This is a genomic window from Pseudomonas sp. Tri1 (assembly GCF_017968885.1).
Taxonomy (GTDB): Bacteria; Pseudomonadota; Gammaproteobacteria; order Pseudomonadales; family Pseudomonadaceae; genus Aquipseudomonas.
The window spans coordinates 270,993-296,540 of sequence record NZ_CP072913.1; the positions used below are offsets into that span (position 1 = coordinate 270,993).

Here is a 25,548-nt window from a genome sequence, read left to right on the forward strand (position 1 = left end):
TCAACCTTCCCAGCCGGCCTGGTAGAGCTTGCCGTGGGCCTTGTCCAGGGCGGCACGCACCGCTGGCGAGTGCTGGTAGATGTCGACGAACTTGGCCAGGCGCGGGTCGTTCTTGCTCTTGGGCTGGATCACGAACTGAATGACGTACTCCTTGTGATCCAGGCCATCGAACAGCAAGGCCGACGTGGCATCGAAGGTCTTGGCCAGGCGGATGTAGGCCGGGTAGCCCTGCACCAGGTCGGCATCTTCATAGGCCCGCACCAGTTGCACGGCTTCGACCTGGAGGATCTTGAGTTTCTTCGGGTTGGCAACGATGTCGTCTTCAGTGGCCTTGTAGCCTACGCCTGGCTTGAGGGTGATCAACCCGGCCTTGGCTAGCAGTTGCAAGCCGCGACCGCTGTTGATCGGATCGTTGGCAATGGCCACGCTCGCGCCCTCGGGCAGTTCGTCGAAGCTTTTGTATTTCTTTGAATAGAGGCCGACGTTGTTGATGATTCCCGGCGCAAAGGGCACCAGGTCGAACCCGGCGGCGGCCTTGGCGTTTTCCAGGAACGGGATGTGCTGGAAATAATTCACGTCGATATCACCGGAAGCCAGGCTGACGTTCGGCGCGATCCAGTCGCTGAACTCCACCAGCTCGACTTTCAGGCCTTGCTTGCCGGCTTCTTCCACGGCGGCCTCCAGGGGAATGGCGAACGCGGCGGTAGTACCGATTTTCAACGGTGCATCGGCGGCGAACAGCGCCGAGCTGAACAGGCCGAGGGCCAGGGCCAGTGCTTTGACTGGTAGGGAGAGCGCGTGTTTGGTCATGGTTTTTTCCAGTCATTTATAGTCAGGTGCGGTTTTTTTTGGCGAGGGGATCAGTGTCGGTAGGTGGAGCCGGTGTGTCGTCCAGGTAGATGGGCCCCTGCCTGAAACAGCTTTTCGCGCAGGCTGCCGTCGTCGTATTCGGTCTTGTACGCGCCGCGTCGTTGCAGCTCGGGAATCACCAGGTCGATGAAGTCCACATAGCTTTGCGGTGTGACGATGCGGGTCAGGTTGAAGCCATCCAGGCCGGTTTCGGCGATCCATGACTCCAGTTCGTCGGCCACCTGCTCGGGCGAACCCACCACGGTGATGTAGCGACCGCCGAGGGCGTGTTGCTCCAATAATTTGCGCCGGGTCCAATCGTTGTTCTGCAGGGTCTTGGTGGCGGACTGGATGGCGTTGCTCTTGACGTACTGGATCGGTTCGTCCAGTTCGTACTGGGAAAAGTCGATGCCCGTCGACGCGGAAAAATGTGCCACCCCGGCCTCGGCGCTGGCATGGTCCAGGTACTCGGCATGTTTGGCCCAGGCGGCCGCTTCGGTCTGGCCGACGATCACGTTCAGGCCCATGAACACCTTGATGTCTTCGGCGTTGCGCCCAGCCTCGACGGCGCTGGCGCGGACCTTGTCCACCTGGACCTTGGTCGCCGGCTTGTTCTGGCCGCTGATGAACACGCACTCGGCATGCCGCCCGGCAAACAGCAGGCCGCGCTCCGAACTGCCGGCCTGGAACAACACCGGCGTGCGTTGGGGCGATGGTTCACAAAGGTGATAGCCCTCGACCTGATAGAACTCGCCCTGGTGCCGGACCTTGTGCACTTTCTCCGGCTGGGCATAGATCCGCTGCTCACGATCATTGAGCACGGCGTCGTTCTCCCAACTGCCCTCCCAGAGCTTGTAGAGCACTTGCAGGTACTCGTCGGCCTGGTCGTAGCGGCGGTCATGTTCGACCTGCGCAGTCAGGCCCATGGCTTTGGCGGCGCTGTCCAGGTAGCCGGTGACGATGTTCCAGCCGACCCGGCCGCGACTCAGGTGATCGAGGGTGCTCATGCGGCGGGCGAACAGGTACGGCGGTTCGTAGCTCAGGTTGGCAGTGAGGCCGAAACCGAGATTTTTTGTCACGGCCGCCATCGCAGACACCAGCATCAATGGGTCGTTGACCGGCAGCTGGATCGACTCTTTGAGCGTGACGTCCACCGACTGCTGGTACACGTCGTAGACCCCGACGATGTCGGCGATGAACAGCCCGTCGAACAGCCCACGCTCGAGCAGTTGCGCCAACCCGGTCCAGTATTCCAGGGTGTTGTACTGGGTCGAGGTGTCCTGGGGATGGGTCCATAAGCCGTGATTGATGTGCCCGATGCAGTTCATGTTGAACGCGTTGAGCAGGATTTTTTTCTTGCCGTGGGCCATTAAATGGTCCCCCGCAGCGGCGGCTTTTCATCGTTGAGGTAGAAGTTACCCACCGCGTGATATTTCCAGCGCACCGGGTCGTGCAGGGTGTGCACCCGGGCGTTGCGCCAGTGGCGATCCAGCCCATATTCGGCCAGGGTCGCCTGGCTGCCAGCCAATTCGAATAGCGTGCTGCTGGCGGCCAGGGAAATTTCGGTGCTGATGGCGCGGGCTTCGGCCACGGCAATCGAGGCGGCGGCGACCGTTTCGGCTTGGGTGTCGGCCTGGGCCCGGTCGAGAAATTTGCCGGCGCGCTCCAGCAGGGCTTCGGCGGCGTGCAGGCGGATGCTCAGTTGGCCGAAACTCTTGAGGGTGTGCGGGTCTTCGGTGGCGACGTCGCTGGTGGCGTCGATCCATGGCCGGGTCTTGCTGCGGACAAAGTGCAGGGCGTCTTCATAGGCGGCGCGGGCGATGCCGGTGTCGATGGCCGCATGGAGAATCTGCGCCAGTGGTCCCACCGGCGTCGGGCGCTCGAAGGCGCTCTGGAAGGGCACGATGTCTTCGGCGGCGACGTAGACGTCTTCGAACACCACTGAGCCACTGCCGGTGGTGCGCTGGCCGAAACCGCTCCAGTCGTCGATGACCGTCAGGCCTTTGCTTTGGCCAGGGACGAATGCCAACTGCTGCACGCCATTTTCATCCACCACCGAGGTGGGAATACGCTGGGCGTAGATCGCCCCGGTGGCGTAGAACTTGCGGCCGTTGATGCGATAGCCCTCGCCGTCGCGGCGCAGTTGGGTGGTGCGGTCGTGGGCGGTCTTGGTGCCGAGTTCGGCCAGGGCGTTACCAAAACGCTGGCCGGCCAGCACTTCGGCGTACAGGCGTTGTTTTTGCGCTTGAGTGCCGTTTACCCGCAGCACTTCCAGGGCGTAGAAATGATTTTGCGGAATCTGCCCCAGCGAGCTGTCGGCCTGGGCAATCAGCGCGATGACTTTGGCCAGCGTGACGTTGGAAACCCCGGCGCCACCATAGGCCTGGGGCACGCTGATACCCCACAGGCCGGAGCGGGAAAACGCCTCCAGCTCCGGGTGCGGCAGGCGGCGCTCGCGGTCGCGCAGGGCACTGTCGCGCTTGAAGTCATCGGCCAGGTCGCTGGCTACGATCAGGGCTTGTTCATCGCTGGTGATCACCGCGACGTGTTGAGAAAGCGTCATGTACTGCTCCAGAGGTCGGGTCGTCAGATCCAGGAATGCCGGGCCGGCAAGGTGCCGTTCAGGTGATAGGCGCCTACGGCGTGATACTTCCAGCGCACCGGGTCGTGCAGGGTGTGCACCCGGGCGTTGCGCCAGTGGCGATCGAGGTTGAATTCGGCGAGGGTGGCGCGGCTGCCGGCCAACTCGAACAGCTTTTCACTGGCTAACAGGGCGATCTCGGTGGTGAGCACCTTGGCCTCGGCCACGGCAATCGAGGCGCGGGCAGCAGACAGCGCGGTGATCGGGGCGGCGCTGACCTGGTCCAACACGTGTCCGGCTTTGCGTAACAGAGCTTCAGCGGCGTGCAGCTCGATTTTCAGCTTGCCGATGTCGGCGATCACGTACAGGTCATCGCTGGCCCGCTCGACCTTGGCGTCGATCCAGGGTCGGGCCCGTTCACGCACGAAGGCGATGGCGTCGTCGATGGCGCCACGGGCAATGCCCGCGTCAATGGCGGCCTGGATCAGTTGCGAAATCGCGCCTTGGACATTCGGCGTTTCGTTGATACGCCAGTTATCCAGCACCAGTTCGGCGTCGACCCGCACATTGTTCAGCAGCACAGTGCCGCTGGCCGTGGTGCGTTGGCCGAAACCCGACCAATCGTCGACGATCCGCAGGCCCGGAGTGCCACGGCGCACGAACGCCAACACTTGCCGGCCTTCGTCATTCAGCGCCTTGACCGCCACCCAGTGGGCGAACAGCGCGCCGGTGGAATAGAACTTCTGACCGCTGATGACAAAACCGTCACCGTCAGCGGTGATCCGTGCCTTGAGTTCAAGGGTATTGCGGGTACCACGCTCCGGCCCGGCATTACCGATGCGCCAGCCTTCGAGCACGCTCTGCAACAGGATTTTTTTCTGCCGTTCGGTGCCTGTGCCGAGGATCAGGTGGAGTACGCCGAACTGGTTCTGCGGAATTTGCCCAAGGGCCGGGTCGGCAGCGGAAATGATCGCGAACACGTCGGCAAGGGTGGCGAACGAAACTTGTGGGCCACCGTATTCCCGAGGGATGGCGATGCTGCCCAGCCCACTGCGGGTGAATTGCTCGATCTCCGACCATGGCAGCTTGCGTTGTTGATCGCGCTGCGCGGCCTGCCGACGGGCGACCTGTGCCAGATCTTGGGCCGCTTTGATGGCCTCGGCATCGTTGCGCAGCACCTGTGCGGGCAGCAGCAGTGGTGCGATGTCCAGGTCGCTCTGGACCTTTGCTTGCGCCAGATCAGACATCACAGCCACTCCGTGGCTGCGAGCAGTGCCGTGGCGCTCTGCACTGGGGTGATTGCGTTGCGTTCCATACCCACCTCACATCTCAAGAAAACGCCGCGATGAAGGCGACGAGCGAAAATCAAGAATGTCCGGTGGTCCGGTCTATATACCCTAAGCGTGTGTAAATTATTTTTGAACTAACTTTTAGGAATATGTATAGGCTGGATTTAAATTGGGGCTATACGCGCACTGGGGCGAAGCGGCTTTTGTAGCGAGCGAGCAAGCCCCCTCGCTACAAAAGCGTTCCTCACAAAAGTCCCGTATCAAGTTTTTTTGCGGCGCGGCTCAGCCGCCATGAGGGCTTCTTTGGGCGGTGTTTTCAGGTAGGGATTGATACAGCCGATCTTCAGTGTCCGCGGCGGCGCCCAGTGGGAGTTGTTGCCCACGCGGTCGAGGATGCAATAGGTCACTTCCAGGCGCAGGTCTTCCCCGGCTTCGAGAATGATCTGTGGCGGCACCCAGATGTTGATCGGCTGGCCTACCTCGCACGGTTTGATCCGGGGCAGGTCCATGCGTACATCGCCCCAGCGCAGGGTGACCGCATCGTCGGCGGCCATGTTCAGGTAGGGTTCGATAGTCAGCGGTACGCCGCGTTTGATCTGGCTCGGGTTCACGCCCTGACGCCGGATGGCTTCGGGAATACGCACCGGCGCCAGCCCTTGGTTTTCGTCGCCGCTCAGGGCTGACGGGTGGCCGCCCGGGGAGTCGAGCTTGACGTACACCCGTCGCGCCGCGGACAGTGCCGGTCCACGCCCGACCTGCATCACGCGGTAGTGGATGCACGAGGTCCCGCTGACGATGAAACTCTCCGGTACCCGCAGCGTAACGCTGCCTTGCAAGTCCGCCTGCGAGAGCAGGCGGGAACCCACGTAGCAGTTGTCCCAGAACAGTTCGATCAGATCTCCCGCGTCCATGCCGGGGTAGGGGGCAATGGCAATCTCCAGGTGAGCGGCGCTGGTACGGTTGATGCCGTTGTGGCGGGTATTGGCCAGGTTGGGGGCGGCCAGTTCAGGAATATTCGACGTACATGTCATGGTGCTCTCCTTGATGCTTGAAAACGAAGTCCGTTTCGGGAAGATCAAAGGCGCTTTGATAATCGCGACATATTTTTATGTGCGCAGTCGTGATGGCTGACTGTAGTTAATCACTGCGCAGAATCAAATAATGCGCGTCGCCTGTTGGCCACTAGATAAGGGGTCCGTAGTTTCAGTGTCAATAGAGGCCCTTGCTTAATAATTGATTGTATAAGGCTTCAGAAATGTCCTACGCACCGGTGCCAATAATGCCTGGCGTCGAAGGCCCTTTTCCTAGGCTTGCCTTTTTTGCGTAAAGCGCTTGAAGGCGCCCTGGGGACTAAATTGGATCGCTGCCCAGATCGAAGGAAGTGTTACGGTGGGTATGCGCATGTTGCACATCTTAAATGTCGGCACGCTTGTTGAACGCCGTGCGCGTTGCAAGTTGTCTCGCTATTGATAAGTTGCAGGCCGTTCGATGTTGGCTCTGTTGCAGTTGTTTCACTTCCGTCCCTGGAAGTGAGGCAGCTGTAATAACTTACTGGGCGCCGTGTCCGGCCGAGAGGAACTTGCTGAGAAACTGTCGAGTGCGTTCTTCCTTGGGGGCTGCAAACAACGCCTTGGCTTCGCCTTGTTCGACGATCACACCCTTGTCGAAAAACACCACGCGGTTGGCCACGTCCCGGGCGAAGCCCATTTCGTGGGTCACGATGACCATGGTGCGCTTTTCTTCGGCCAAGCCGCGAATGGTTGCCAGGACTTCGCCCACCAGTTCCGGGTCCAAGGCCGAGGTCGGCTCGTCGAACAGGATCACCGCGGGCTCCATCGCCAAGGCTCGGGCGATCGCCACACGTTGTTGCTGGCCGCCGGAGAGGCGCCGAGGGTAGGCGTCTTCCTTGCCAGACAGGCCTACCTTGGCCAACAGTTTGCGGCCCAGTGCTTCGGCTTCTGCGCGCGGGGTCTTTTTCACCACCAGCGGACCCTCGATCACGTTCTCCAGCGCAGTGCGATGGGGAAACAGATTGAAGTTCTGGAACACAAAACCCACCTGCTGGCGCAAGCGACGCACCAGATTCTGCTGCTGGTTCAACGGACGGCTGCCATCGATTTCGATGTCGCCGACCTTGATCCGGCCGCTGCTGGGTTCTTCGAGGAAGTTCAGGCAGCGCAGGAAAGTGGTCTTGCCCGAGCCACTGGGGCCGATGATCGCCACCACTTCGCCTTCTTCGATCTTCAGGTCGATGCCGTTGAGCACCACCTGACCCTTGAACTGCTTTGTCAGTTTTTCCACGACAATCATGGGTCAGGACTCCTGGTCATGCCGATTGACCCGGGCTTCCAGGACGTTCTGCAGGTGCGAGAGCACGCTCGCCAGAATCCAATAGATCAGCGCGGCGGCAAGGTACATGGTGAAGATTTCGAAGGTCCGCGCAGTGATCAACTGTGCCTGGCGGAACAGCTCGGGTACCTGGATGGTCGCCGCCAACGCGGTGTCCTTGACCAGGGAAATGAAGCTGTTGCCCAGTGGCGGCAGGGCCGTGCGTGCGGCTTGCGGCAGGATGGCCCGGCGCAGGGTCTGGGCGCGGGTCATGCCGATACTCGCCGCCGCTTCCCACTGGCCGCGCTCGATGGAGCTGATGGCGGCCCGCAGGATTTCACAGGCATAGGCGGCCATGTTCAGCGAGAAGCCGATCAGGGCAGCCGGCAGCGGGTCCAGCTCGACACCCAGTTGCGGTAAGCCGTAATAGATCACGAACAACTGCACCAGCAGCGGCGTGCCGCGAAAGAACGACACGTAGATGCGGGCGATCCAGCTCACCAGTTTGAAGCGCGACAAGCGCATCAACGCCAGGCCGAACCCCAGCAGCAGGCCGAAAAACATCCCGCCCAGGCTGAGGATGACCGTGTAATACGCGCCCTTGAGCAGGAAGGGCGCGGAGTCCAGCGCGAGTTGAAAAGCCTCTTCCATTATTGAGTGACGTCAGCGCTGAAGTATTTTTCCGAGAGCTTTTTCAGCGTGCCGTCGGCGCGAAGTTTGTCGATGGCCTTGTTCACCGCGTCCAGCAGTTCAGGCTCGCCTTTGCGCAGGGCAATACCGGACTCCTGACGGGAGAACGCTTCGCCGGCGGCGGCAGTGTCCTTGGCTTTCTTGGCATATTCGAGCGCGGCGAGGCGGTCGATCAGGATGGCGTCGATACGGCCAACGCGCAGGTCCTGGAATTTGGTCGGGTCATCTTCGTAGGTACGTACGTCAGCGCCGGGAACATTGGTTTTCACCCATTGTTCGTAGTTGGTGCCCAGGCCTACGCCGACTTTCTTGCCTGCCAGGTCCGCGGCGGTCTTGATGGTGTCTTTATTCTTGGTCAGGGTCAGCGCCTGAATCCCGGAAACGGTATACGGCGTGGAGAAGTCATATTTTTTCTTGCGCTCTTCGGAGATGGTCACTTGGTTGACCACGGCGTCCAGGCGCTTGGATTCCAGCGCCGCGAGGATGCCGTCCCATTTGGTCGGTTGCAGCTTGACCTTCACCCCCAGTTCCTTGGCCAGGGCTTCGGAAAACTCCACTTCGAAACCGGCCAACTTGCCGTCGGCGTCGACGAAACTGAACGGTGGGTAAGTGCCTTCCAGGCCAACGTTGATCACGCCGGCGTCTTTGATTTTTTGCAGTTGCTCACCGGCAACCGCTTGCCCCAACAGGCCGGCGCTCAGTGCCAGGCCCAGCGAACCCACCAACAGGTTGCGACGTAATGCAGAGAAATTCATGACAAGCCCCTGTGTTTTCTTATGAAGACGTTATTTTGGATGAGAAAAGGCGTAGCCGCGATCCGAAAAGATTGCCACATCCTGCCTTAAAGCAACCCGGGCGTCTCGCGGCAAATGCGCCTGTGGCCAGACTATAGGGTGGCGTTTATAGATTGGAAAATAATATTAAATCAATGGTATATGCCTGTTTGGAATGAATACCTGTGGGAGCGGGCTTGCTCGCGATGGCGGTGGATCAGCCGAAATTTATTCAGCTGACACTCCGTCATCGCGAGCAAGCTCGCTCCCACAGACGTCTCCACTAAGGCTGGAACGCCGCGTTATAGGCAAACAACGCCGGCGCGCCACCGGTATGCAGGAAGATGATCGGGCCTTCGTCGAAGCGGTCGCGGCCAATCCCATCGAGCAGGCCGGCCATGGCCTTGCCGGTATAGACCGGGTCCAGCAGCAGGCCTTCCTGGCTAGCCAGCAACTTGACCGCTGCCAGCGTACCGGCGTTCGGTTCGCCGTAGCGCGGGGCGAAGTATTCGTCCCACAGGTTCACCTTGAAGGCTGCTGGAATGGCAACATCCAGCAATTGGGCAGTGCGTTCGGCCAAACCCTGGACCTTCGGAAACTGGTCTTCCTCGCTGCGCGAAACGGTGACGCCGATGACGGGAAGCTCCGGCAGTGTTTCACTGAGGGCCAGCGCCAGCCCGCTGTGGGTTCCGGCACTGCCCGAGGCCAATACCACTGCGGCGAAGTCAAGCCGGGTGTCTTTGATTTGCTCGGCCAGTTCCAGGCCCGCGCGCACATAGCCCAGCGCGCCCAGAGCGTTGGAGCCGCCGATTGGCACCAGATACGGCTTTTTCCCATTGCTGCGCAGGCGACCGGCGAGGGCCTGGAGCTGCTCATCGGCGTTGTCCAGGTTTTCGACCAATTCGACCTTGGCGTCGAACAGCTCCAGCAACAGTCGGTTGCCGTTGCCCAGGTAATTGCTGTCCTCGGTGCCTATGGGGTTTTCCAGCAACGCCACGCAACCCAGGCCCAGCTTCGCCGCCAGGGCAGCGGTCTGGCGAACATGGTTGGACTGGATCGCGCCGGCAGTGATGAGGGTATCGGCGCCTTGAGCCAGGGCGTCGGCTGCCAGGTATTCGAGTTTGCGCAGCTTGTTGCCGCCCAGCGCCAAGGGCGTCAGGTCATCGCGCTTGATATAGATGTCGCGCCCGAGCCAGGTGGAGAGGCGGTCGAGTTTTTCCAGCGGTGTCGGGTGGCCGAGCAGGTCGAGACGATTAAAGCGGGCCAACTGTTGTTTGATCATGGGGCCGTACTGGTTGTAGGAGATGTCTGGACTATAGGCACGGCGATATTCATGGGCAACTGGCAATCGTTTGTCGGAGGGGGACGCATGATTTGTGAGCACCGAAAAACCTGTGGGAGCGAGCTTGCTCGCGATAGCGGTGGTTCAGTTGGCCTATCTATTTACTGACACACTGCAATCGCGAGCAGGCTCGCTCCCACAGGGGCGTGTGGTGTCTGTTGAACACTGAACGAATGCACATCAAGCAGCGTCTACCCTCCCACGGGCTCGCGTAGGAAACGTACCGTCGAACCCTGCGATTAGTCCTTAGCTGCCTATCTATGTTTAACTTGAACGTTCATTCAAGTTAAACCGTCGGTTTGCTGCCCGCTCACAACAGGAGGCTTGCCTTTGCCGAGTCCGTTTTCGATCGTCACTCTTTCCTTTTCCGCGGAGCCTCACTCATGAGTGCCTCGTCCCTTCCATCCAGCGGCCTGGTCCGCATGAATCCGCCAGTGTTTTATTTCGCGGCGACTTTTATCCTGTTGTTCGGCCTGGTGGTCATTGCCGTGCCGGAGCAGGCCGGTGCCTGGCTACTGGCGGCGCAGAACTGGGCGGCCAATACGGTTGGCTGGTATTACATGCTGGCGATGACCCTGTATCTGGTCTTCGTGGTGGTCACCGCCTTGTCCGGCTACGGCAAGATCAAGCTCGGTGCCGACCACGACGAACCCGAATTCAGTTACCTGTCCTGGGCTGGCATGTTGTTCGCCGCCGGCATCAGCATCACGCTGTTTTTCTTCTGCGTCTCCGAGCCGCTGACGCACTTGGTGCAGCCGCCCCAGGGCGAGGCCGGTACCGCTGACGCGGCGCGTCAGGCCATGCAGATTCTGTTTTTGCACTGGGGCCTGCATGGTTGGGGCGTGTTCGCTTTCGTCGGCATGGCCCTGGCGTACTTTGCCTATCGGCACAATTTGCCGCTGGCCCTGCGTTCGGCGTTGTACCCGCTGATCGGCAAGCGCATCAATGGCCCCATCGGCTATGCGGTGGACGGTTTCGGCATCATCGCCACGGTGTTCGGCCTCGGCGCGGACATGGGCTTTGGGGTGTTGCACCTTAACTCGGGCCTCGATTACCTGTTCGGTGTCGCCCACACCCAATGGATTCAAGTCGGCCTGATCGTGCTGATGATGGGCGCGGCGATCATCGTCGCGGTGGCCGGTGTCGACAAAGGCGTACGGGTCATGTCCGACATCAACATGCTGCTGGCCTGTGCGTTGCTGCTGTTCGTGTTGTTCGCCGGACCCACCCAGCATTTGCTCAACACCTTGATCCAGAACATCGGCGATTATCTCGGCGCCCTGCCGATGAAGAGTTTCGACCTGTACGCCTATAACGAACCCAGCGACTGGCTCGGCGGTTGGACGGTGTTCTACTGGGCCTGGTGGATCGCCTGGTCGCCATTCGTGGGGCTGTTCATCGCGCGGATTTCCCGTGGTCGCACCATCCGTGAGTTCGTGTTTGGCGTGTTGCTGATTCCTCTGGGCTTCACCCTGGCGTGGATGTCGATTTTCGGTAACAGCGCCATCGACCAGGTGCTGAACCACGGCATGAGCGCCCTGGGCATGTCGGCCCTGGAAAACCCGTCGATGAGCCTTTACCTGCTGCTGGAAACCTACCCGTGGAGCAAGACTGTCATCGCGGTCACGGTGTTCATCAGCTTTGTGTTCTTTGTCACGTCCGCCGACTCCGGCACTGTGGTGCTTTCGACACTGTCGGCCAAGGGCGGCAATCCCGATGAAGACGGGCCGAAATGGCTGCGGGTGTTCTGGGGCGCGATGACGGCGCTGGTGACCAGCGCGTTGCTGTTCTCCGGCAGCATCGATGCCTTGAAGTCGGCGGTGGTGCTGACCTCGTTGCCGTTCTCGCTGATTCTGTTGCTGATGATGTGGGGCCTGCACAAAGCGTTCTACCTGGAATCCCAGAAACAGATCGCACAATTGCACTCCCTGGCCCCGGTCTCGGGGGCCCGCCGGGGCACGGGGGGCTGGCGCCAACGCTTGAGCCAGGCGGTGCATTTTCCGTCTCGCGACGAGGTGTACCGTTTCCTCGACACCACGGTACGTCCGGCCATTGAAGAAGTGACGGCAGTGTTCGTCGAGAAGGGCCTGACGGTGGTGACCCAGCCAGACCCGGCCAACGACAGCGTCAGTCTGGAAATCGGCCACGGCGAGCAGCATCCGTTCATCTATCAGGTGCAGATGCGCGGCTACTTCACGCCATCCTTCGCCCGGGGCGGCATGGGCTCCAAGGAGCTCAACAACCGTCGTTATTACCGTGCCGAAGTGCACTTGAGCGAAGGCAGCCAGGATTACGACCTGGTGGGCTATACCAAGGAGCAGGTGATCAACGACATCCTCGACCAGTACGAGCGACACATGCAGTTCCTGCATCTGGTGCGCTGATCGAGGTCCAGAGACAAAGGCCGCCGAGCGTTTTTCAGCTGCACCGCGCCGGCCTCATCGCGAGCAGGCTCGCTCCCACAGGTTAAGTGATTCCCTTGTGGGAGCGAGCCTGCTCGCGATGGCAGTGTGACTGGCGATGGCGAAAGTCTCAGACAAGACCGCCGTTGGCCCGCAAGATCTGCCCGTTCACCCAACCGGCGGCCGGGCTCACCAGAAAAGAAATGATGCTGGCGATGTCTTCCGGCTGGCCGAGGCGTTCCAAAGGCGGCATTTTCGCGTAGTTCTGGATCTGCTCCTCGCTCTTGCCATGCATGAACAATTCGGTCGCGACCGGGCCGGGAGCCACTGCATTGACGGTGATCTGGCGGCCGCGCAGTTCCTTGGCGAACACCTGGGTCAGGGATTCCACCGCAGCCTTGCTGGCGATGTACACCGAATAGCCGGGCAGGTTCAGGCCCACGGTGCTGCTGGAAAAATTCACGATCCGGCCACCGTCGTTCAGGCGGGTCGCGGCTTCGCGCAGGGTGTTGAAGGTGCCACGGGTGTTGATGGCGAACGTCTGGTCGAACAGCTCGTCGCTGTGCTGCGCCAGGGGCATCACCTGGAGAATGCCAGCGTTGTTGATCAACACATCGACCTTGCCCAGTTTCGCTTCGGTTTCATCGAACATCCGCCGGACATCGGCGGCAGAGGACACATCGGCCTTGATCGCTATGGCTTGGTGACCGGCCTGGCGCAATTGCACCACCAGTTTCGAAGCTTCGCTGGCGCTGTTGGCGTAATTGATTACGACGGCAAAACCTTCGCTGGCCAACTGCTTGGCGATTTCGGCGCCGATGCCGCGAGAGGCGCCTGTGATGATGGCAACTTTGGCTGTTTGAGTCGTCATGGTTGGGTTCCTTTGCAAAGAGTGGAGCCAGATTCACATGTTTACTCCCGGCGATAAATGCAGGAGAGTTGCCTTGACTGTTCAATAATCACCAATAATCAAGGCGCCGGATTCTGATGGATCAAGTCAAAGCGATGAGGGTGTTCGTGCGTATCTACGAGCGAAGCAGTTTCACCCTGGCTGCTGAAGACCTCAGTCTGCCCCGTGCGACGCTGACCCACACCCTCAATCAATTCGAAGCCTGGCTCGGCGTTCGCCTGCTGGAGCGCAGTACCCGCAAGGTGCGTCCGACCCTTGACGGCGAAGCCTATTACCCACGTTGCGTGCAACTGCTGGCAGAACTTGAAGAAGCCGAACTGGCGTTTCGCGGCGTAGCGCCCAAAGGCAAACTGAGAGTGGACCTGCACGGCACCCAGGCCCGGTATTTCGTGATTCCGGCGTTGCCGCAGTTCATGGCCCGCTATCCCGAAATAGAACTGTTCATCAGCGAGGCGGACCGTTTCGTCGACCTGATTGCCGAAGGCGTCGATTGCGTGCTGCGCTCCGGTACGCTGGCGGATTCGTCATTGATCGGCCGGCGTGTCGCCAATCTTCGGCAGATCACCTGTGCCAGCCCCGGTTACTTGCGCCAGTACGGCGAACCGAAAAGCCTTGATGACTTGAAACATCACCGTGCGGTGAATTACGTCTCGCGGTCCACCGCCAAACTCTATCCGTTTGAGTTCATGGTCGATGGCGAACTCAAGGAGGTGCCGATCGGGGGCACGTTGTCAGTGTCCGGCGCTGAAATCTACGCCGCCTCGGCCATCGCCGGCCTGGGCCTGATCCAATGCCCGTATTACCGAATGGAAGAGCAGATCCGGCAGGGCCTGATCCAGGAAGTCCTCCCCGACACCCCACCGCCCTCCATGCCGGTGTCGGTGCTCTATCCGCACAACCGACACATGTCGCCACGGGTTCGGGTGTTCGTGGATTGGGTGACGGAAGTGTTTGCGCAGGCGCGCTGATCGGGTGGCGGTGCAACGGCTGGAGAATTGAACTAATATTTTTCAGGGTGTGTATGGTGTGTATCAAGATCCTCTTTCGCGGCTAGAGTTTTCCGGCAGAGCTGTCGAATAAGGCAAAGGTGATGCGAAGTCGGGAAATGATCAGGAAGATCGAAGAAGATGGTTGGTATCTGGTGGCAGTCAAGGGTAGCCATCATCAATACAAACACCCCTTCAAGGCTGGGAGGGTGACGATAAAACACCCTGACGCCGATCTGCCCAGAGGCACGATCGCCAGCATATTGAAACAGGCGGGCCTGAAATGAAGCCCATGATCGATTACGAAATCCCCGATGGGGATACATTGTTATCAGACCGGTTGCGACGGTTGCCGGATCTGGAGGAAGGATTCATCCAAATGAAATTTCCGGTCGTTCTGCACAAGGATGCCGATTCCGAATACGGAGTGACGGTCCCGGATGTACCGGGTTGTTTTTCCGCAGGCAGTACCGTGAACCAGGCATTCGAAAATGTGAAAGAAGCGCTCTCGCTGCACTATGAGGGCCTGATAGCCGACGGCGAGCCGCTACCGCAGATCCATGAAATTGACGATCATCTCGACAATCCGCAATACGTCGGGGGGATATGGGGGGTGGTTGAGTTTGATGTCACGCCCTATTTCGGGAAATCAGTGCGGTTCAACGCCACGTTGCCCGAACAATTGCTTGAACGCATCGATCAAACCGTGCGACGTGACCAGCGTTATAGCTCGCGTTCGGGTTTTCTGGCAGCAGCAGCCTTGCGCGAACTTTCCGCCTGACCGATGCGTCTGTGAAATGTTAGCTTCTGCCACCAGCGTCCGAACAGAGAGCCTTTCGATGACCTACACTGCTGCCGAAAACCGCTACGAGTCCATTCCTTACCGCCGCGTCGGTCGCAGCGGGTTGGTGCTGCCGGCGCTGTCGCTGGGGTTGTGGCACAACTTTGGTGACAGCACGCCGATCGATACCCAGCGCGCCTTGCTGCGTACGGCGTTTGACCTGGGTATCAACCACTTCGACCTGGCGAACAATTACGGCCCGCCCTACGGCAGTGCCGAGATCAATTTCGGTCGCTTGCTGCGCGAAGACTTCAAGCAGTACCGCGATGAGTTGATCATCTCCAGCAAAGCCGGTTGGGATATGTGGCCGGGCCCTTACGGCCAAGGCGGTGGCTCGCGCAAATACGTGCTGGCCAGCCTTGACCAGAGCTTGCAACGCCTGGGGTTGGACTATGTGGATATTTTCTATTCCCACCGCTTCGACCCCGACACCCCACTGGAAGAGACCGCCAGTGCACTGGCCACCGCCGTGCAGCAGGGCAAGGCGTTGTACATCGGCATCTCTTCGTATTCCGGCGTGAAGACCCGGGAAATGGCGGCGCTGCTCAAAGAGTGGAAAGTCCCGTTGCTGATCCATCAGCCGGCCTACAACCTGCTCAACCGCTGGGTGGAAAAAGACCTGCTGGACGCCACCGATGAACTGGGTACTGGTGTGATTGCCTTCACCCCGTTGGCCCAGGGCCTGCTGACCGACAAGTACCTCAAGGGCATTCCGGCCGATGCACGGGTCAACCGCCCGGGTGGCGGCTCGTTGCAGGCTTCGCACCTGTCGGAGGAGAACATCGCCCATGTACGCGCGCTCAATGACATCGCCCAGCGTCGCGGGCAGAGCCTGGCGCAAATGGCCCTGGCCTGGACCCTGCGCGATCCACGCGTGACCAGCGCGCTGATTGGCGCCAGCCGGCCTGAGCAGATCATCGAGAACGTCGGGGCGTTGCAGAACCTGAGCTTCAGCGCGGAAGAACTGGCGCAGATCGACCGGTTTGCCCAGGAAGGTGGCATCAATCTTTGGGAGAAGCCTTCGTCGGCCGAATAACGCCTTTGTAAGTACGGCGAACACAAAACCCTGTGGCGAGGGGATTTCTTAGCGGTTTACCTGAAAAACGGCACATCCCCCAATACCGTCGCCCGATGCATCACGCGCCGGGCCGGGCGATAGTCGTCCACGGCGAAATGCTGGGTGACGCGGTTGTCCCAGAACGCCACGTCGTTGACTTGCCAGCGCCAGCGCAGGGTGAACTCCGGGCGGGTGGCGTGGGCGAACAGCAGCTTCAGGATCGCCTCGCTTTCGCTTTCCGACAGTTCGTTTATGCGTGTGGTGAAGCCTTCGTTGACGAACAGCGAGCGACGTCCGCTCACCGGATGGGTGCGGATCACTGGATGGGACAACGGTGGGTTTTTCCGCCGCGCTTGTTCCCAGCGCGCCAGGTCCTCGGCGGTGTTGCCAAAGCGTTCCAAGGGAAACGAGCGGGTGAAATCGTGGGTTGCGGTCAGGCCTTCCAACAAGCGCTTCAACGGTGCCGACAAGGCCTCGTAAGCTGCAATGCCACTGGCCCACAAGGTATCGCCACCGAACGCCGGCAGCAGCTTGGCGCTGAGCACCGCGCCCAGGGCGGGGGTCGGTAAAAAGGTCACGTCGGTGTGCCACACCGCGTTGTCGCGAACATCGGTGACGGCGGTGTCGAGCACCAGCACCTCGGGCTGCTCCGGCACGTTGGGGTAGATCGGGTGAATGTGCAGGTCGCCAAAATACCCGGCGAAGCGCGCTTGCTGCGTCGGCTCGATTGGCTGGTCGCGAAAGAACAGCACCTGATGCTCAAGCAGGGCCTGCTCGATGATATCGCGATGTTCCTGGCTCAGGGGCTGGCTGATGTCGATCCCGCTGATCTGCGCACCAAGGGCGATGCTCAAAGGGGTAATGGTCGGGCGGTTCATTGTCGTGTTCTCGCAGTGGGGCGCCGAATGGTCGGCGTGGTCATTCGCTATCAATGGGCCTGGCCGTGCCACGGCACCCATTTGCGTTGCAGGGCGCGCAAACCCATCTCCATGGCGAAGGCGATCAGTGCGATCACCAGAATCCCCAGCACCACCACGTCTGTGACCAGGAACTGCGCTGCTGACTGAACCATGAACCCCAGGCCACTGGTGGCGGCAATCAGTTCGGCGGCCACCAGCGTCGACCAACCGACGCCCAGGCCAATGCGAATGCCGGTGAGGATGTCCGGCAACGCACTGGGAACGATCACGTGGCGAATCAACTGGGCTCGCGTGGCGCCCAACGATTGCGCGGCCCGCAACTTGGCCGGGTCGACGGTGCGCACACCCGTGGCGGTGGCGATGGCAATCGGCGCGAAGATCGCCAGGTAAATCAGTAGTACTTTCGACAACTCACCGATGCCGCACCAGATCACGATCAACGGCAGGTATGCCAACGGTGGAATTGGCCGGTAGAACTCGATCAATGGATCGAGCACGCCGCGAGCGACACGGTTGGCGCCGATGGCGATACCCACCGGCACCGCGGTCAGCACGGCGAACAGCAGGCCCACGCCGATTCGCTGAAGGCTGGCTGCCAAATGCTGCCAGAGGGTGGAGTCCATGTAGCCGCTGGTCGCCAGCAGCCAGCCCTTTTGCAGTACGGCAGAGGGCGAGGGCAGGAACAGCGGTTCGATCAGGCCACTGGCGGTGACGGCCCACCAGATCGCCAGCAGCGCGATCAGGGTCAAGCCGCTGATCCAGCGCGTACTCAGGTTGGACCTCGGGTCGATGGCCGTGCGCTTGGTTGCCGCTTCACTGACCACGGCTGGAACTTCGTAGCTGCTCATGCGCGCTCCTGTGGCCGAGTGGCGCTGCGTTGGGCGAACACCTTGGCGAGCACATGCTCGCGGGTTTCGATAAAACGTGGGTCGGACTTGATCGACCGCGCCGATTCCCCGGCCGCGTAGCGCTGGCCGAAGTCCAGGCTCAGGCGCTCGACGATCTGCCCTGGGTTGGGCGCCAGCAGAATCAGGTCGGTGGCCAGGAACACGGCTTCTTCGATGTCATGGGTAATGAGAAACACCGGTTTGGCGGTGCGCTGCCAGACTTGCAGCAGCAGTTCCTGCATCTGCTCGCGGGTGAAGGCGTCCAGTGCGCCGAAAGGCTCGTCCATCAGCAGCACGCGCGGCTCGGCTGCCAACGCCCGGGCCAGGCCCACACGCTGCTTCTGGCCACCGGAGAGCTGCCAGACGCGGCGTTGGTCGAAACCGGCCAGGTCCACCAGGGCGAGCATTTCCCGGGCTCGGGCCTCACGCTTTTCCTTGGCGACCCCGGCCAGTTCCAGGCCGAAGCCGACGTTTGCCAGCACGTCCTGCCAGGGCAGCAACGCATCGTCCTGGAACACTACGCCGCGTTCGGCACCCGGGCCCTTGACGGGTACACCGTCGAGGGTGATCTGCCCGGCGCTGGGCTCGACGAATCCGGCAATCAGGTTCAACAACGATGTCTTGCCGCTGCCGGACGGGCCGAGGGCAACCAGCAATTGCCGGGGCCCCAGGGTCAGGGAAATATCCGCCAGCACAGGTTCCGCTGCGCCGGGGTACTGTGCGCTGATGCGCTCCAGCTGTAGCAAAGCCATCGCCGTGACTCCTTCTATTGTTCGATCACTGGGTGATGTATTTGGCGCTGACAAAAGGCGCGTAGTCCGGCAACACGGCTTCGACCTTACCCTGCTCTTTGAGGAAGGCTGCGGTGTCGGTGATGGCTTTGGTGGTCGGAGCACCGAGGCTCACGACCTGATCGGCTGCCAGGGGAAACACGTTGCCTTGCAGCAACAGCGGGATGTCGCTGGCCTTGGCGCCGGAGAGTTTCACCAGTTTGTCGATATTGGACGCATCGGCCAGCCAGGCTTGTGGGTCCTTGCGATACCGGGCATAGGCATCCAGGGTGACTTTGGCGAAGGCTGTGACAATTTCCGGATGCTTCTGAGCGAAGTCCTTGCGCACGATCCAGGCGTCGAAGGTCGGTGCGCCGAACTGGGCCAGTTCTGCGGAGCTGATCAGTACCTTGCCGTTTTCCTTGGCCACGCCCAGAGCCGGGTCCCAGACGTAGGTGGCGTCGATGTCGCCGCGCTTCCAGGCCGCAATGATGGCCGGTGGCGCGAGGTTGAGTACGGTGACTTTCGACGGGTCGATGTTCCAGTGCTTCAGCGCGGCGAGCAGGCTGTAGTGCCCGGTGGACACGAAGGGTACGGCGATCTTTTTGCCGATCAGGTCTTGAGGGGTCTTGATCCCGGAACCGTCGCGGGCTACCAGGGCTTCGGCGGCGCCGATCTGGGTGGCGATGAGGAAGGTTTCCACCGGGACCTTGCGGGTGATGGCCGCGGTCAACGGACTGGAACCGAGGTAGCCGATCTGCACGTCGCCCGAGGCGATGGCGGTGATGACGTCGGCGCCGTTGTCGAATTTGCGCCAGTCGATCTTGGCTTGGGTGGCTTTTTCGTAGGCGCCATCGGCCTGGGCGACTTTGGCCGGGTCGACGGTGGTCTGGTAAGCGACGGTCAGGTCGGCCGCCTGGGCAAAAAGGCTCGCTGCGGCCAGGGAGGCGACCGCGAGAAGGCGAAGGGGGGAACGCAACGTCATGGGAAAGCTCCTCGACAGGTCGCCGGAGATTCGGCGTTCGAAGAGACTAAATGATCTAAGAATTCAAAAATAAATAACTTTTTCGAATGAGCTTATTTGCGAAAAATTCTATGCATCGGGCAGAAGTAGGGCTTGCCTGCAGCTTTTGTGGCGAGGGATAAATCCCCTCGCCACAAAAGCTGCACTTTCACGCAGGAGCCATGGAAATGTTTGGTCAGTTACTGATCGCCAGAATGCTCGCCTGATACGAACCCACGAACACATCGAAATCCCCCACCTCGTTCTGCTCCAGCTCAGTTTGCTGAACCAGGGATTCACGGGCGGCGTCTTCGAAGGCTGTCTGCTCCTGGGTTGGCAATGGCTCGGCGCGGAAGTATTCGGCGTGGGCTTTGCTTTGGCGCAGGGAGAACTGGGCAAAGCTTTCCTGATGCTCGGCCATGGCCGCCAGCACTTGGGCGGAGGGCGTCAGGGAGGGATCACGGACCTTCGCCAGTTGCGCGTCCAATGCCTGGCGGTGGGCGTCGCCACCGTGACTCTGGTCGAGCAGCGAGGCCAGCGGCGCGATTTTTTCCAGCAATTCGATGGCCCAGGCCTGCATGTCCACGGCTTGGCCTTGTCGCTGCAATTGCAGGCCAGGCTTGCGACCTTCCTTGACCACCGTCAGGAAGTTGCTCGTGGCGTTGCTGCACTCATTGTTTTCCAGCTGCGGGCTGTCGTTGAGGCCGCAATACAGCAGGAACGCATCGAGAAACCGCGATTCGGTGAGGTCGATGCCCATCGGCAGAAACGGGTTGATGTCCAGGCAACGCACTTCGACGTACTGGATGCCCCGGGCCATCAAGGCCTGGATCGGCCGCTCGCCGGTGTAGGTCACACGTTTGGGCCGGATGTTGGAGTAGTACTCGTTTTCGATCTGCAAGATGTTGGTATTGAGCTGCACCCACTCGCCGTTCTGGTGAGTGCCAACTTCAACGTAGGGCGCGTAGGGCGTTGCCACCGCTTTGCGCAGGCTATCGGTGTAGCTCGTCAGGTCGTTGTAGCACGGTGTCAGGCCGGCTTGGGCGTTGCTCTGGTAGCCCAGGTCGCTCATGCGCAGGCTGGTGGCGTAGGGCAGGTACAAGGTGTCCGGATCCAGTTGTTCCAACTGGTGCGGGCGACCGCGCAGGAAACCGGCGTCCAGGGCCGGCGAGGCGCCGAACAGGTACATCAACAACCAGCTGTAGCGGCGGAAATTGCGGATCAGTGCGATGTAGGCCGACGACTGGAAGTCACGGTCGCTGACCTCGACGCCTTCGGCCTGCCGGAGCAAGGGCCAGAGCTTTTCCGGCAGGGAAAAGTTGTAGTGGATCCCGGCGATGCACTGCATGGTCTTGCCGTAGCGCAGGGCCAGGCCCTTACGGTAGACGTACTTGAGCCGACCGATATTCGAGGTGCCGTAGTAGGCGATCGGGATGTCTTCTTCTTCCGGCAGCGGGCACGGCATCGAAGGACTCCACAGGTACTCGTCACCGAGCTTGCTGTAGGCAAACCGATGGATTTTGTCGAGGCTACGCAGGGTATCGGCTGGGTCGGCCAGGGCCGGGGTGATGAACTCCAGCAACGACTCGGAATAGTCCGTGGTGATCTGTTCGTTGGTCAACGCCGAACCCAGCGCCCGGGGATGCGGGGTCTGTGCCAGACGCCCATGGTCCGTGACACGCAGGCATTCACGCTCGATGCCGTGCAGGCACTGTTCGAGCAGGGAGAGGTTGGCGCGCTCGCCGAGCAGGGCCAGGCGGCGGTTTAAAAGGTCGCTCAAGTTGAATTCCTTCACGCGTCAGTCGCCCCAATATGGGGGTGGGCAAGACGGTCTACAAGGGTGAAGTTAAAACTGGCGTTTTCGCCTGGTTTTTGTGTGGCTTAAGGCTAATCGTCGCAACCCCCTGTGGGAGCGAGCTTGCCCGCGATGGCGCAAGGTCAGTCAGCATGAACGTTGCTGAACCACCGCTATCGCGAGCAAGCTCGCTTCCACAGAAAAGCCCGACACCGCATTCGTGGCGTCGAAATTACCCCAAATCGATGATGGGGAGCTATAGGACAGCGAACGTGCCTTGCGCTTTTGCGACCAGTTTGTCGCCTTGCATCACCTCGGCCTCGACCACCAGTGTGCGCCGGCCCGGGTGGATGACCCGGGCGGTGCACAACACTTCGCCGTCGGAAACGGCGCGAATGTAGTTGATCTTGCATTCAATGGTCGCGCTCTGCTGGTCAAAGCCGTGGACACTGGAGCAGGCCAGGCCCATGGCGATGTCCACCAGGCTGAACAGCGCGCCGCCGTGCAGCTTGCCGCCACGATTGCGCAACGGCGGCTCAAGGCCCAGGGCGACTTGCGCCACCCCGTCCCCAAGGCTCTGCAAACGGCAGCCGAGCAGCTTGAAAAACGCACTTTCCACCAACCCGGCCGGCGCGTCCATCAGCGCTTCTTCAACTGCTTGGCGTTGGCGAACAACGAGGCCATGGCGTTGTTCGTCGGGGCCGCGCTGGTGGTTTCCTTGCGCGGCGCGGTGTTCTGCGACTGGCGCGGCGTCGAGCCCGGACGAGCCCCACGGGCACCGTCGACTTTCTCGCCCGGCGTGTCGCTCATGCGCATCGACAGGCCGACGCGTTTGCGTGGGATGTCGACTTCCATGACTTTCACTTTCACCACATCACCGGCCTTCACGGCTTCGCGCGGATCCTTGATGAACTTTTCCGACAGGGCCGAGATGTGCACCAGGCCGTCCTGGTGCACGCCGATGTCGACGAAGGCTCCGAAGTTGGTGACGTTGGTCACCACGCCTTCGAGGATCATGCCCGGTTGCAGGTCCTTGAGGTCTTCGACGCCGTCCTGGAACTCCGCGGTCTTGAACTCGGGGCGCGGGTCGCGGCCGGGTTTCTCCAGTTCCTGGAGGATGTCGGTCACAGTCGGCAGGCCGAAGGTTTCGTCGGTGAATTTTTTCGGGTCCAGACGCTTGAGGAACGCGGCGTCACCGATCAGCGAACGGATGTCGCGGTCGGTCTGGGCGGCGATGCGTTGCACCAGCGGGTAGGCTTCGGGGTGGACGGCCGACGAGTCGAGCGGATTGTCGCCGTTCATGACGCGTAGGAAACCGGCGGCCTGTTCGAAGGTTTTCTCGCCCAGGCGCGGGACTTTCTTCAACGCGGCGCGGGTCTTGAACGCGCCGTGTTCGTCACGGTGGGTGACGATGTTCTGCGCCAGCGTGGCGTTGAGGCCGGAGATACGCGCCAACAGCGCCACCGAAGCGGTGTTCACGTCCACGCCCACGGCGTTCACGCAATCCTCCACCACGGCGTCCAGGCCACGGGCCAGTTTCAACTGGGAAACGTCGTGCTGGTACTGGCCGACACCGATGGATTTCGGGTCGATCTTCACCAGCTCCGCCAGTGGGTCCTGCAGGCGCCGGGCGATGGACACCGCCCCACGGATCGACACGTCCAGGTCCGGGAATTCCTTGGAGGCCAGTTCCGATGCCGAATAAACCGAAGCGCCGGCTTCGGAGACCATGACTTTGGTCATCTTCATGGCCGGGTATTTCTTGATCAGCTCGGCGGCCAGTTTGTCGGTCTCGCGGCTGGCGGTGCCGTTGCCGATGGCGATCAGGTCCACCGAATGCTTGGCGCACAGGGCGGCGAGTACGGCGAGGGTCTGGTCCCACTTGTTGTGTGGCACGTGCGGGTAGACCGTGGCGTGGTCCAGCAGCTTGCCGGTGGAGTCCACCACCGCGACCTTGCAACCGGTGCGCAGGCCCGGGTCCAGGCCTAGGGTGGCACGCGGGCCGGCCGGCGCGGCCAGCAACAGGTCATGCAGGTTGTGGGCGAAGACGTTGATCGCCTCGGTCTCGGCGTTGTCGCGCAACTCTCCCAGCAGGTCGGTTTCCAGGTGGGTGTAGAGCTTGACCTTCCAAGTCCAGCGGACCACCTCGGCCAGCCATTTGTCGGCGGCGCGGTTCTGGTTCTGGATGCCGAATTGCTGGCCGATCATGCCTTCGCACGGGTGCATGGTGCCGGGCAGTTCATCGCCGACTTTCAGCGCGGAACTGAGGATGCCTTCGTTGCGGCCACGGAAAATCGCCAGTGCACGGTGGGACGGCATGCTCTTGAGCGGTTCGTCGTGTTCGAAATAATCGCGGAACTTGGCGCCTTCTTCCTCCTTGCCAGCGATCACGCGGGCGCTGAGGGTGGCTTCCTGCTTGAGGTAGTTGCGCAGTTTTTCCAGCAGGTTGGCGTCTTCGGCGAAGCGTTCCATGAGGATGTACTTGGCACCTTCCAGCGCCGCTTTCACGTCCGCCACACCTTTTTCGGCGTCGACGAAACGTGCGGCTTCGGTTTCCGGGGCCAGGGTCGGGTCGTTGAACAGGCCGTCGGCCAGCTCGCCAAGGCCAGCTTCCAGGGCGATCTGGCCCTTGGTGCGGCGCTTTTGCTTGTAGGGCAGGTACAAGTCTTCGAGGCGGGTCTTGGTGTCGGCCAGCTTGATGTCGCGTTCAAGTTGTGGGGTCAACTTGCCCTGCTCCTGAATGCTGGCCAGGATGCTGATGCGCCGTTCGTCGAGTTCTCGCAGGTAGCGCAGGCGCTCTTCCAGATGACGCAATTGGGTGTCATCGAGGCTACCGGTGACTTCTTTCCGGTAACGGGCGATAAAAGGTACCGTGGAGCCTTCATCGAGTAGCGCGACGGCCGCTTCGACCTGTTGTGGGCGTACGCCGAGTTCCTCGGCGATGCGGCTGTTGATGCTGTCCATAAAACCACCTGACAAATTGTGAAATCAGGCTCGCCACCGCGCAAACGGGGCTCGGCGAGACTGGTTGAGCGGCCTGGCGTGCGCCGCTGCCTGGGTCAAAAGGCTGCCTGTTGACCCGCGAAATTCAAAAAGTGCTGCCGGGCCAAGGGAAAAAAACGATACGCCGGGATAATGATCCGACATTCCCTGGCACAAAGGGCCGCGCATTATAACCAGCGTTCTGTCCTTCGGGGGGGCGTCGTGGTCTGTAGGCTTGATACCCGGATTCGTGGAGGTAGAGGAAAAATCTGCTAACAATGCACACGGTGCGTATAACGGCAGCTAGGCCATAATGCGCGCCAAGATCAAAGGAGCTTCCTATGAGCAGCACTGCACAAACTGCTGAAGGCGAAAAAATTCTTATCGTTGACGACGATCCCGGGCTGAGCAGCCTGCTGGAGCGTTTTTTCGTCAGCAAGGGCTACCGTGCCCGCACCGTACCGAACACCGAGCAAATGGATCGCCTGCTGGCCCGTGAGGTTTTCAACCTCGTGGTGCTGGACCTGATGTTGCCCGGTGAAGACGGCCTGACGGCTTGCCGTCGCCTGCGCGGCGCCAATAACCAGATTCCAATCATCATGCTCACCGCCAAAGGTGACGAACTGAGTCGTATCAAGGGCCTGGAACTGGGTGCCGACGACTACCTGGCCAAGCCGTTCAACCCCGACGAGCTGATGGCGCGGGTCAAGGCGGTACTGCGTCGTCAATCGGCTCCGGTCCCAGGTGCGCCGGGCAGCGAAGACGAGAGCGTGACCTTCGGCGACTATGAGCTGTCCCTGGCCACTCGCGAGCTCAAGCGCGGCAATGAGATCCACATGCTCACCACCGGCGAGTTCGCCGTGCTCAAGGCCCTGGTGATGAACGCCCGCCAGCCGCTGACCCGCGACAAGCTGATGAACCTGGCCCGTGGGCGTGAGTGGGATGCATTGGAGCGCTCCATCGACGTGCAGATCTCCCGTCTGCGCCGGATGATCGAGCCCGATCCTTCCAAGCCGCGGTATATCCAGACCGTCTGGGGCGTAGGTTATGTATTCGTGCCGGATGGCGCCGCCAGCAAGTGATCGGCGATTTGTAGGAGCGGGTAGCCTGGCTGGTTGAGTGTGTTCTTCCAGGCGACTCGCG

23 protein-coding genes are annotated in these 25,548 nt (G+C 60.9%); 6 read left to right on the forward strand and 17 right to left on the reverse strand.

All coding sequences use genetic code 11. The annotated features are described in order from the left end of the window. The 9 genes from J9870_RS01165 to J9870_RS01205 all read right to left on the reverse strand — a co-directional run bounded on the left by J9870_RS01165 (position 1) and on the right by J9870_RS01205 (position 9,792). Entirely contained in the window at positions 1-810 is an 810-nt protein-coding gene (locus J9870_RS01165; protein WP_210642337.1) for a MetQ/NlpA family ABC transporter substrate-binding protein, read from the reverse strand. A 50-nt stretch (positions 811-860) separates the two neighbouring features. After that, the gene (locus J9870_RS01170) at positions 861-2,219 is read right to left on the reverse strand and encodes an LLM class flavin-dependent oxidoreductase (RefSeq protein WP_210642338.1); all 1,359 of its coding nucleotides are present in this window, start codon (positions 2,217-2,219) and stop codon (positions 861-863) included. Continuing rightward, entirely contained in the window at positions 2,219-3,412 is a 1,194-nt protein-coding gene (locus J9870_RS01175; protein ID WP_210642339.1) for an SfnB family sulfur acquisition oxidoreductase, read from the reverse strand. Before J9870_RS01175 ends, J9870_RS01170 begins: the two co-directional genes overlap by 1 nt. A gap of 23 nt (positions 3,413-3,435) precedes the next feature. Continuing rightward, positions 3,436-4,677 carry an SfnB family sulfur acquisition oxidoreductase gene (locus tag J9870_RS01180; RefSeq protein ID WP_210642340.1) on the reverse strand — a complete coding sequence of 414 codons (1,242 nt, stop codon included), beginning with the start codon at positions 4,675-4,677 and terminating at the stop codon, positions 3,436-3,438. Positions 4,678-4,979: 302 nt separating this feature from the next. Continuing rightward, complete coding sequence (locus J9870_RS01185) at positions 4,980-5,750, reverse strand: hypothetical protein (RefSeq protein WP_210642341.1); 771 nt, start codon at positions 5,748-5,750, stop codon at positions 4,980-4,982. Between the two features lie 517 nt (positions 5,751-6,267). Next, the gene (tcyN, locus tag J9870_RS01190) at positions 6,268-7,029 is read right to left on the reverse strand and encodes an L-cystine ABC transporter ATP-binding protein TcyN (RefSeq protein ID WP_210642342.1); all 762 of its coding nucleotides are present in this window, start codon (positions 7,027-7,029) and stop codon (positions 6,268-6,270) included. 3 nt (positions 7,030-7,032) lie between these two features. Then, positions 7,033-7,698, reverse strand: coding sequence for a cystine ABC transporter permease (gene tcyL / locus J9870_RS01195; protein WP_135843164.1), 666 nt, complete (start codon positions 7,696-7,698; stop codon positions 7,033-7,035). After that, on the reverse strand, positions 7,698-8,492 hold the full coding sequence (tcyJ, locus tag J9870_RS01200; RefSeq protein ID WP_210642343.1) for a cystine ABC transporter substrate-binding protein: 795 nt from the start codon (positions 8,490-8,492) through the stop codon (positions 7,698-7,700). The genes tcyL and tcyJ overlap by 1 nt, the downstream gene beginning before the upstream one ends. Positions 8,493-8,793: 301 nt before the next feature. Next, positions 8,794-9,792 carry a D-cysteine desulfhydrase gene (locus tag J9870_RS01205; RefSeq protein WP_210642344.1) on the reverse strand — a complete coding sequence of 333 codons (999 nt, stop codon included), beginning with the start codon at positions 9,790-9,792 and terminating at the stop codon, positions 8,794-8,796. Positions 9,793-10,274: 482 nt separating this feature from the next. On the opposite strand from J9870_RS01205, the gene betT reads away from it, so the two are divergent. Continuing rightward, positions 10,275-12,236 (forward strand): choline transporter BetT, encoded by a 1,962-nt coding sequence (betT, locus tag J9870_RS01210; protein ID WP_210645065.1) that lies wholly within the window; start codon positions 10,275-10,277, stop codon positions 12,234-12,236. 148 nt (positions 12,237-12,384) lie between these two features. Here the strand turns inward: betT and J9870_RS01215 are convergent, their stop codons facing one another. Continuing rightward, on the reverse strand, positions 12,385-13,125 hold the full coding sequence (locus J9870_RS01215) for an SDR family oxidoreductase (RefSeq protein WP_210642345.1): 741 nt from the start codon (positions 13,123-13,125) through the stop codon (positions 12,385-12,387). Positions 13,126-13,241: 116 nt separating this feature from the next. On the opposite strand from J9870_RS01215, the gene J9870_RS01220 reads away from it, so the two are divergent. The 4 genes from J9870_RS01220 (at position 13,242) to mgrA (ending at position 16,027) form a co-directional block, all read left to right on the forward strand. Further along, on the forward strand, positions 13,242-14,132 hold the full coding sequence (locus J9870_RS01220; protein ID WP_210642346.1) for a LysR family transcriptional regulator: 891 nt from the start codon (positions 13,242-13,244) through the stop codon (positions 14,130-14,132). A 122-nt stretch (positions 14,133-14,254) separates the two neighbouring features. Further along, positions 14,255-14,437 carry a type II toxin-antitoxin system HicA family toxin gene (locus tag J9870_RS01225; RefSeq protein WP_134922407.1) on the forward strand — a complete coding sequence of 61 codons (183 nt, stop codon included), beginning with the start codon at positions 14,255-14,257 and terminating at the stop codon, positions 14,435-14,437. Positions 14,438-14,529: 92 nt separating this feature from the next. Continuing rightward, positions 14,530-14,931, forward strand: coding sequence for a type II toxin-antitoxin system HicB family antitoxin (locus J9870_RS01230; protein WP_210645067.1), 402 nt, complete (start codon positions 14,530-14,532; stop codon positions 14,929-14,931). A gap of 58 nt (positions 14,932-14,989) precedes the next feature. Further along, complete coding sequence (mgrA, locus tag J9870_RS01235) at positions 14,990-16,027, forward strand: L-glyceraldehyde 3-phosphate reductase (RefSeq protein WP_210642347.1); 1,038 nt, start codon at positions 14,990-14,992, stop codon at positions 16,025-16,027. A gap of 56 nt (positions 16,028-16,083) precedes the next feature. Here mgrA and tauD read toward each other — a convergent pair whose 3' ends face one another. The 7 genes from tauD to J9870_RS01270 all read right to left on the reverse strand — a co-directional run bounded on the left by tauD (position 16,084) and on the right by J9870_RS01270 (position 24,387). After that, the gene (gene tauD / locus J9870_RS01240) at positions 16,084-16,926 is read right to left on the reverse strand and encodes a taurine dioxygenase (protein WP_210642348.1); all 843 of its coding nucleotides are present in this window, start codon (positions 16,924-16,926) and stop codon (positions 16,084-16,086) included. Between the two features lie 50 nt (positions 16,927-16,976). Further along, positions 16,977-17,816 carry a taurine ABC transporter permease TauC gene (gene tauC / locus J9870_RS01245; protein WP_210642349.1) on the reverse strand — a complete coding sequence of 280 codons (840 nt, stop codon included), beginning with the start codon at positions 17,814-17,816 and terminating at the stop codon, positions 16,977-16,979. After that, positions 17,813-18,607, reverse strand: a complete 795-nt coding sequence (gene tauB, locus J9870_RS01250) for a taurine ABC transporter ATP-binding subunit (RefSeq protein WP_210642350.1) — start codon at positions 18,605-18,607, stop codon at positions 17,813-17,815. Before tauB ends, tauC begins: the two co-directional genes overlap by 4 nt. 25 nt (positions 18,608-18,632) lie before the next feature. Beyond that, positions 18,633-19,610, reverse strand: a complete 978-nt coding sequence (gene tauA / locus J9870_RS01255) for a taurine ABC transporter substrate-binding protein (RefSeq protein WP_210642351.1) — start codon at positions 19,608-19,610, stop codon at positions 18,633-18,635. A gap of 214 nt (positions 19,611-19,824) precedes the next feature. Next, complete coding sequence (gene gshA / locus J9870_RS01260) at positions 19,825-21,408, reverse strand: glutamate--cysteine ligase (protein WP_210642352.1); 1,584 nt, start codon at positions 21,406-21,408, stop codon at positions 19,825-19,827. 271 nt (positions 21,409-21,679) lie between these two features. Then, complete coding sequence (locus tag J9870_RS01265; protein WP_210642353.1) at positions 21,680-22,063, reverse strand: PaaI family thioesterase; 384 nt, start codon at positions 22,061-22,063, stop codon at positions 21,680-21,682. After that, entirely contained in the window at positions 22,063-24,387 is a 2,325-nt protein-coding gene (locus tag J9870_RS01270) for a Tex family protein (protein WP_210642354.1), read from the reverse strand. Before J9870_RS01270 ends, J9870_RS01265 begins: the two co-directional genes overlap by 1 nt. A gap of 359 nt (positions 24,388-24,746) precedes the next feature. Between J9870_RS01270 and ompR the strand changes: the two genes are divergently transcribed. After that, on the forward strand, positions 24,747-25,487 hold the full coding sequence (ompR, locus tag J9870_RS01275) for a two-component system response regulator OmpR (protein ID WP_003186825.1): 741 nt from the start codon (positions 24,747-24,749) through the stop codon (positions 25,485-25,487). The last annotated feature ends 61 nt before the right edge of the window (positions 25,488-25,548 follow it).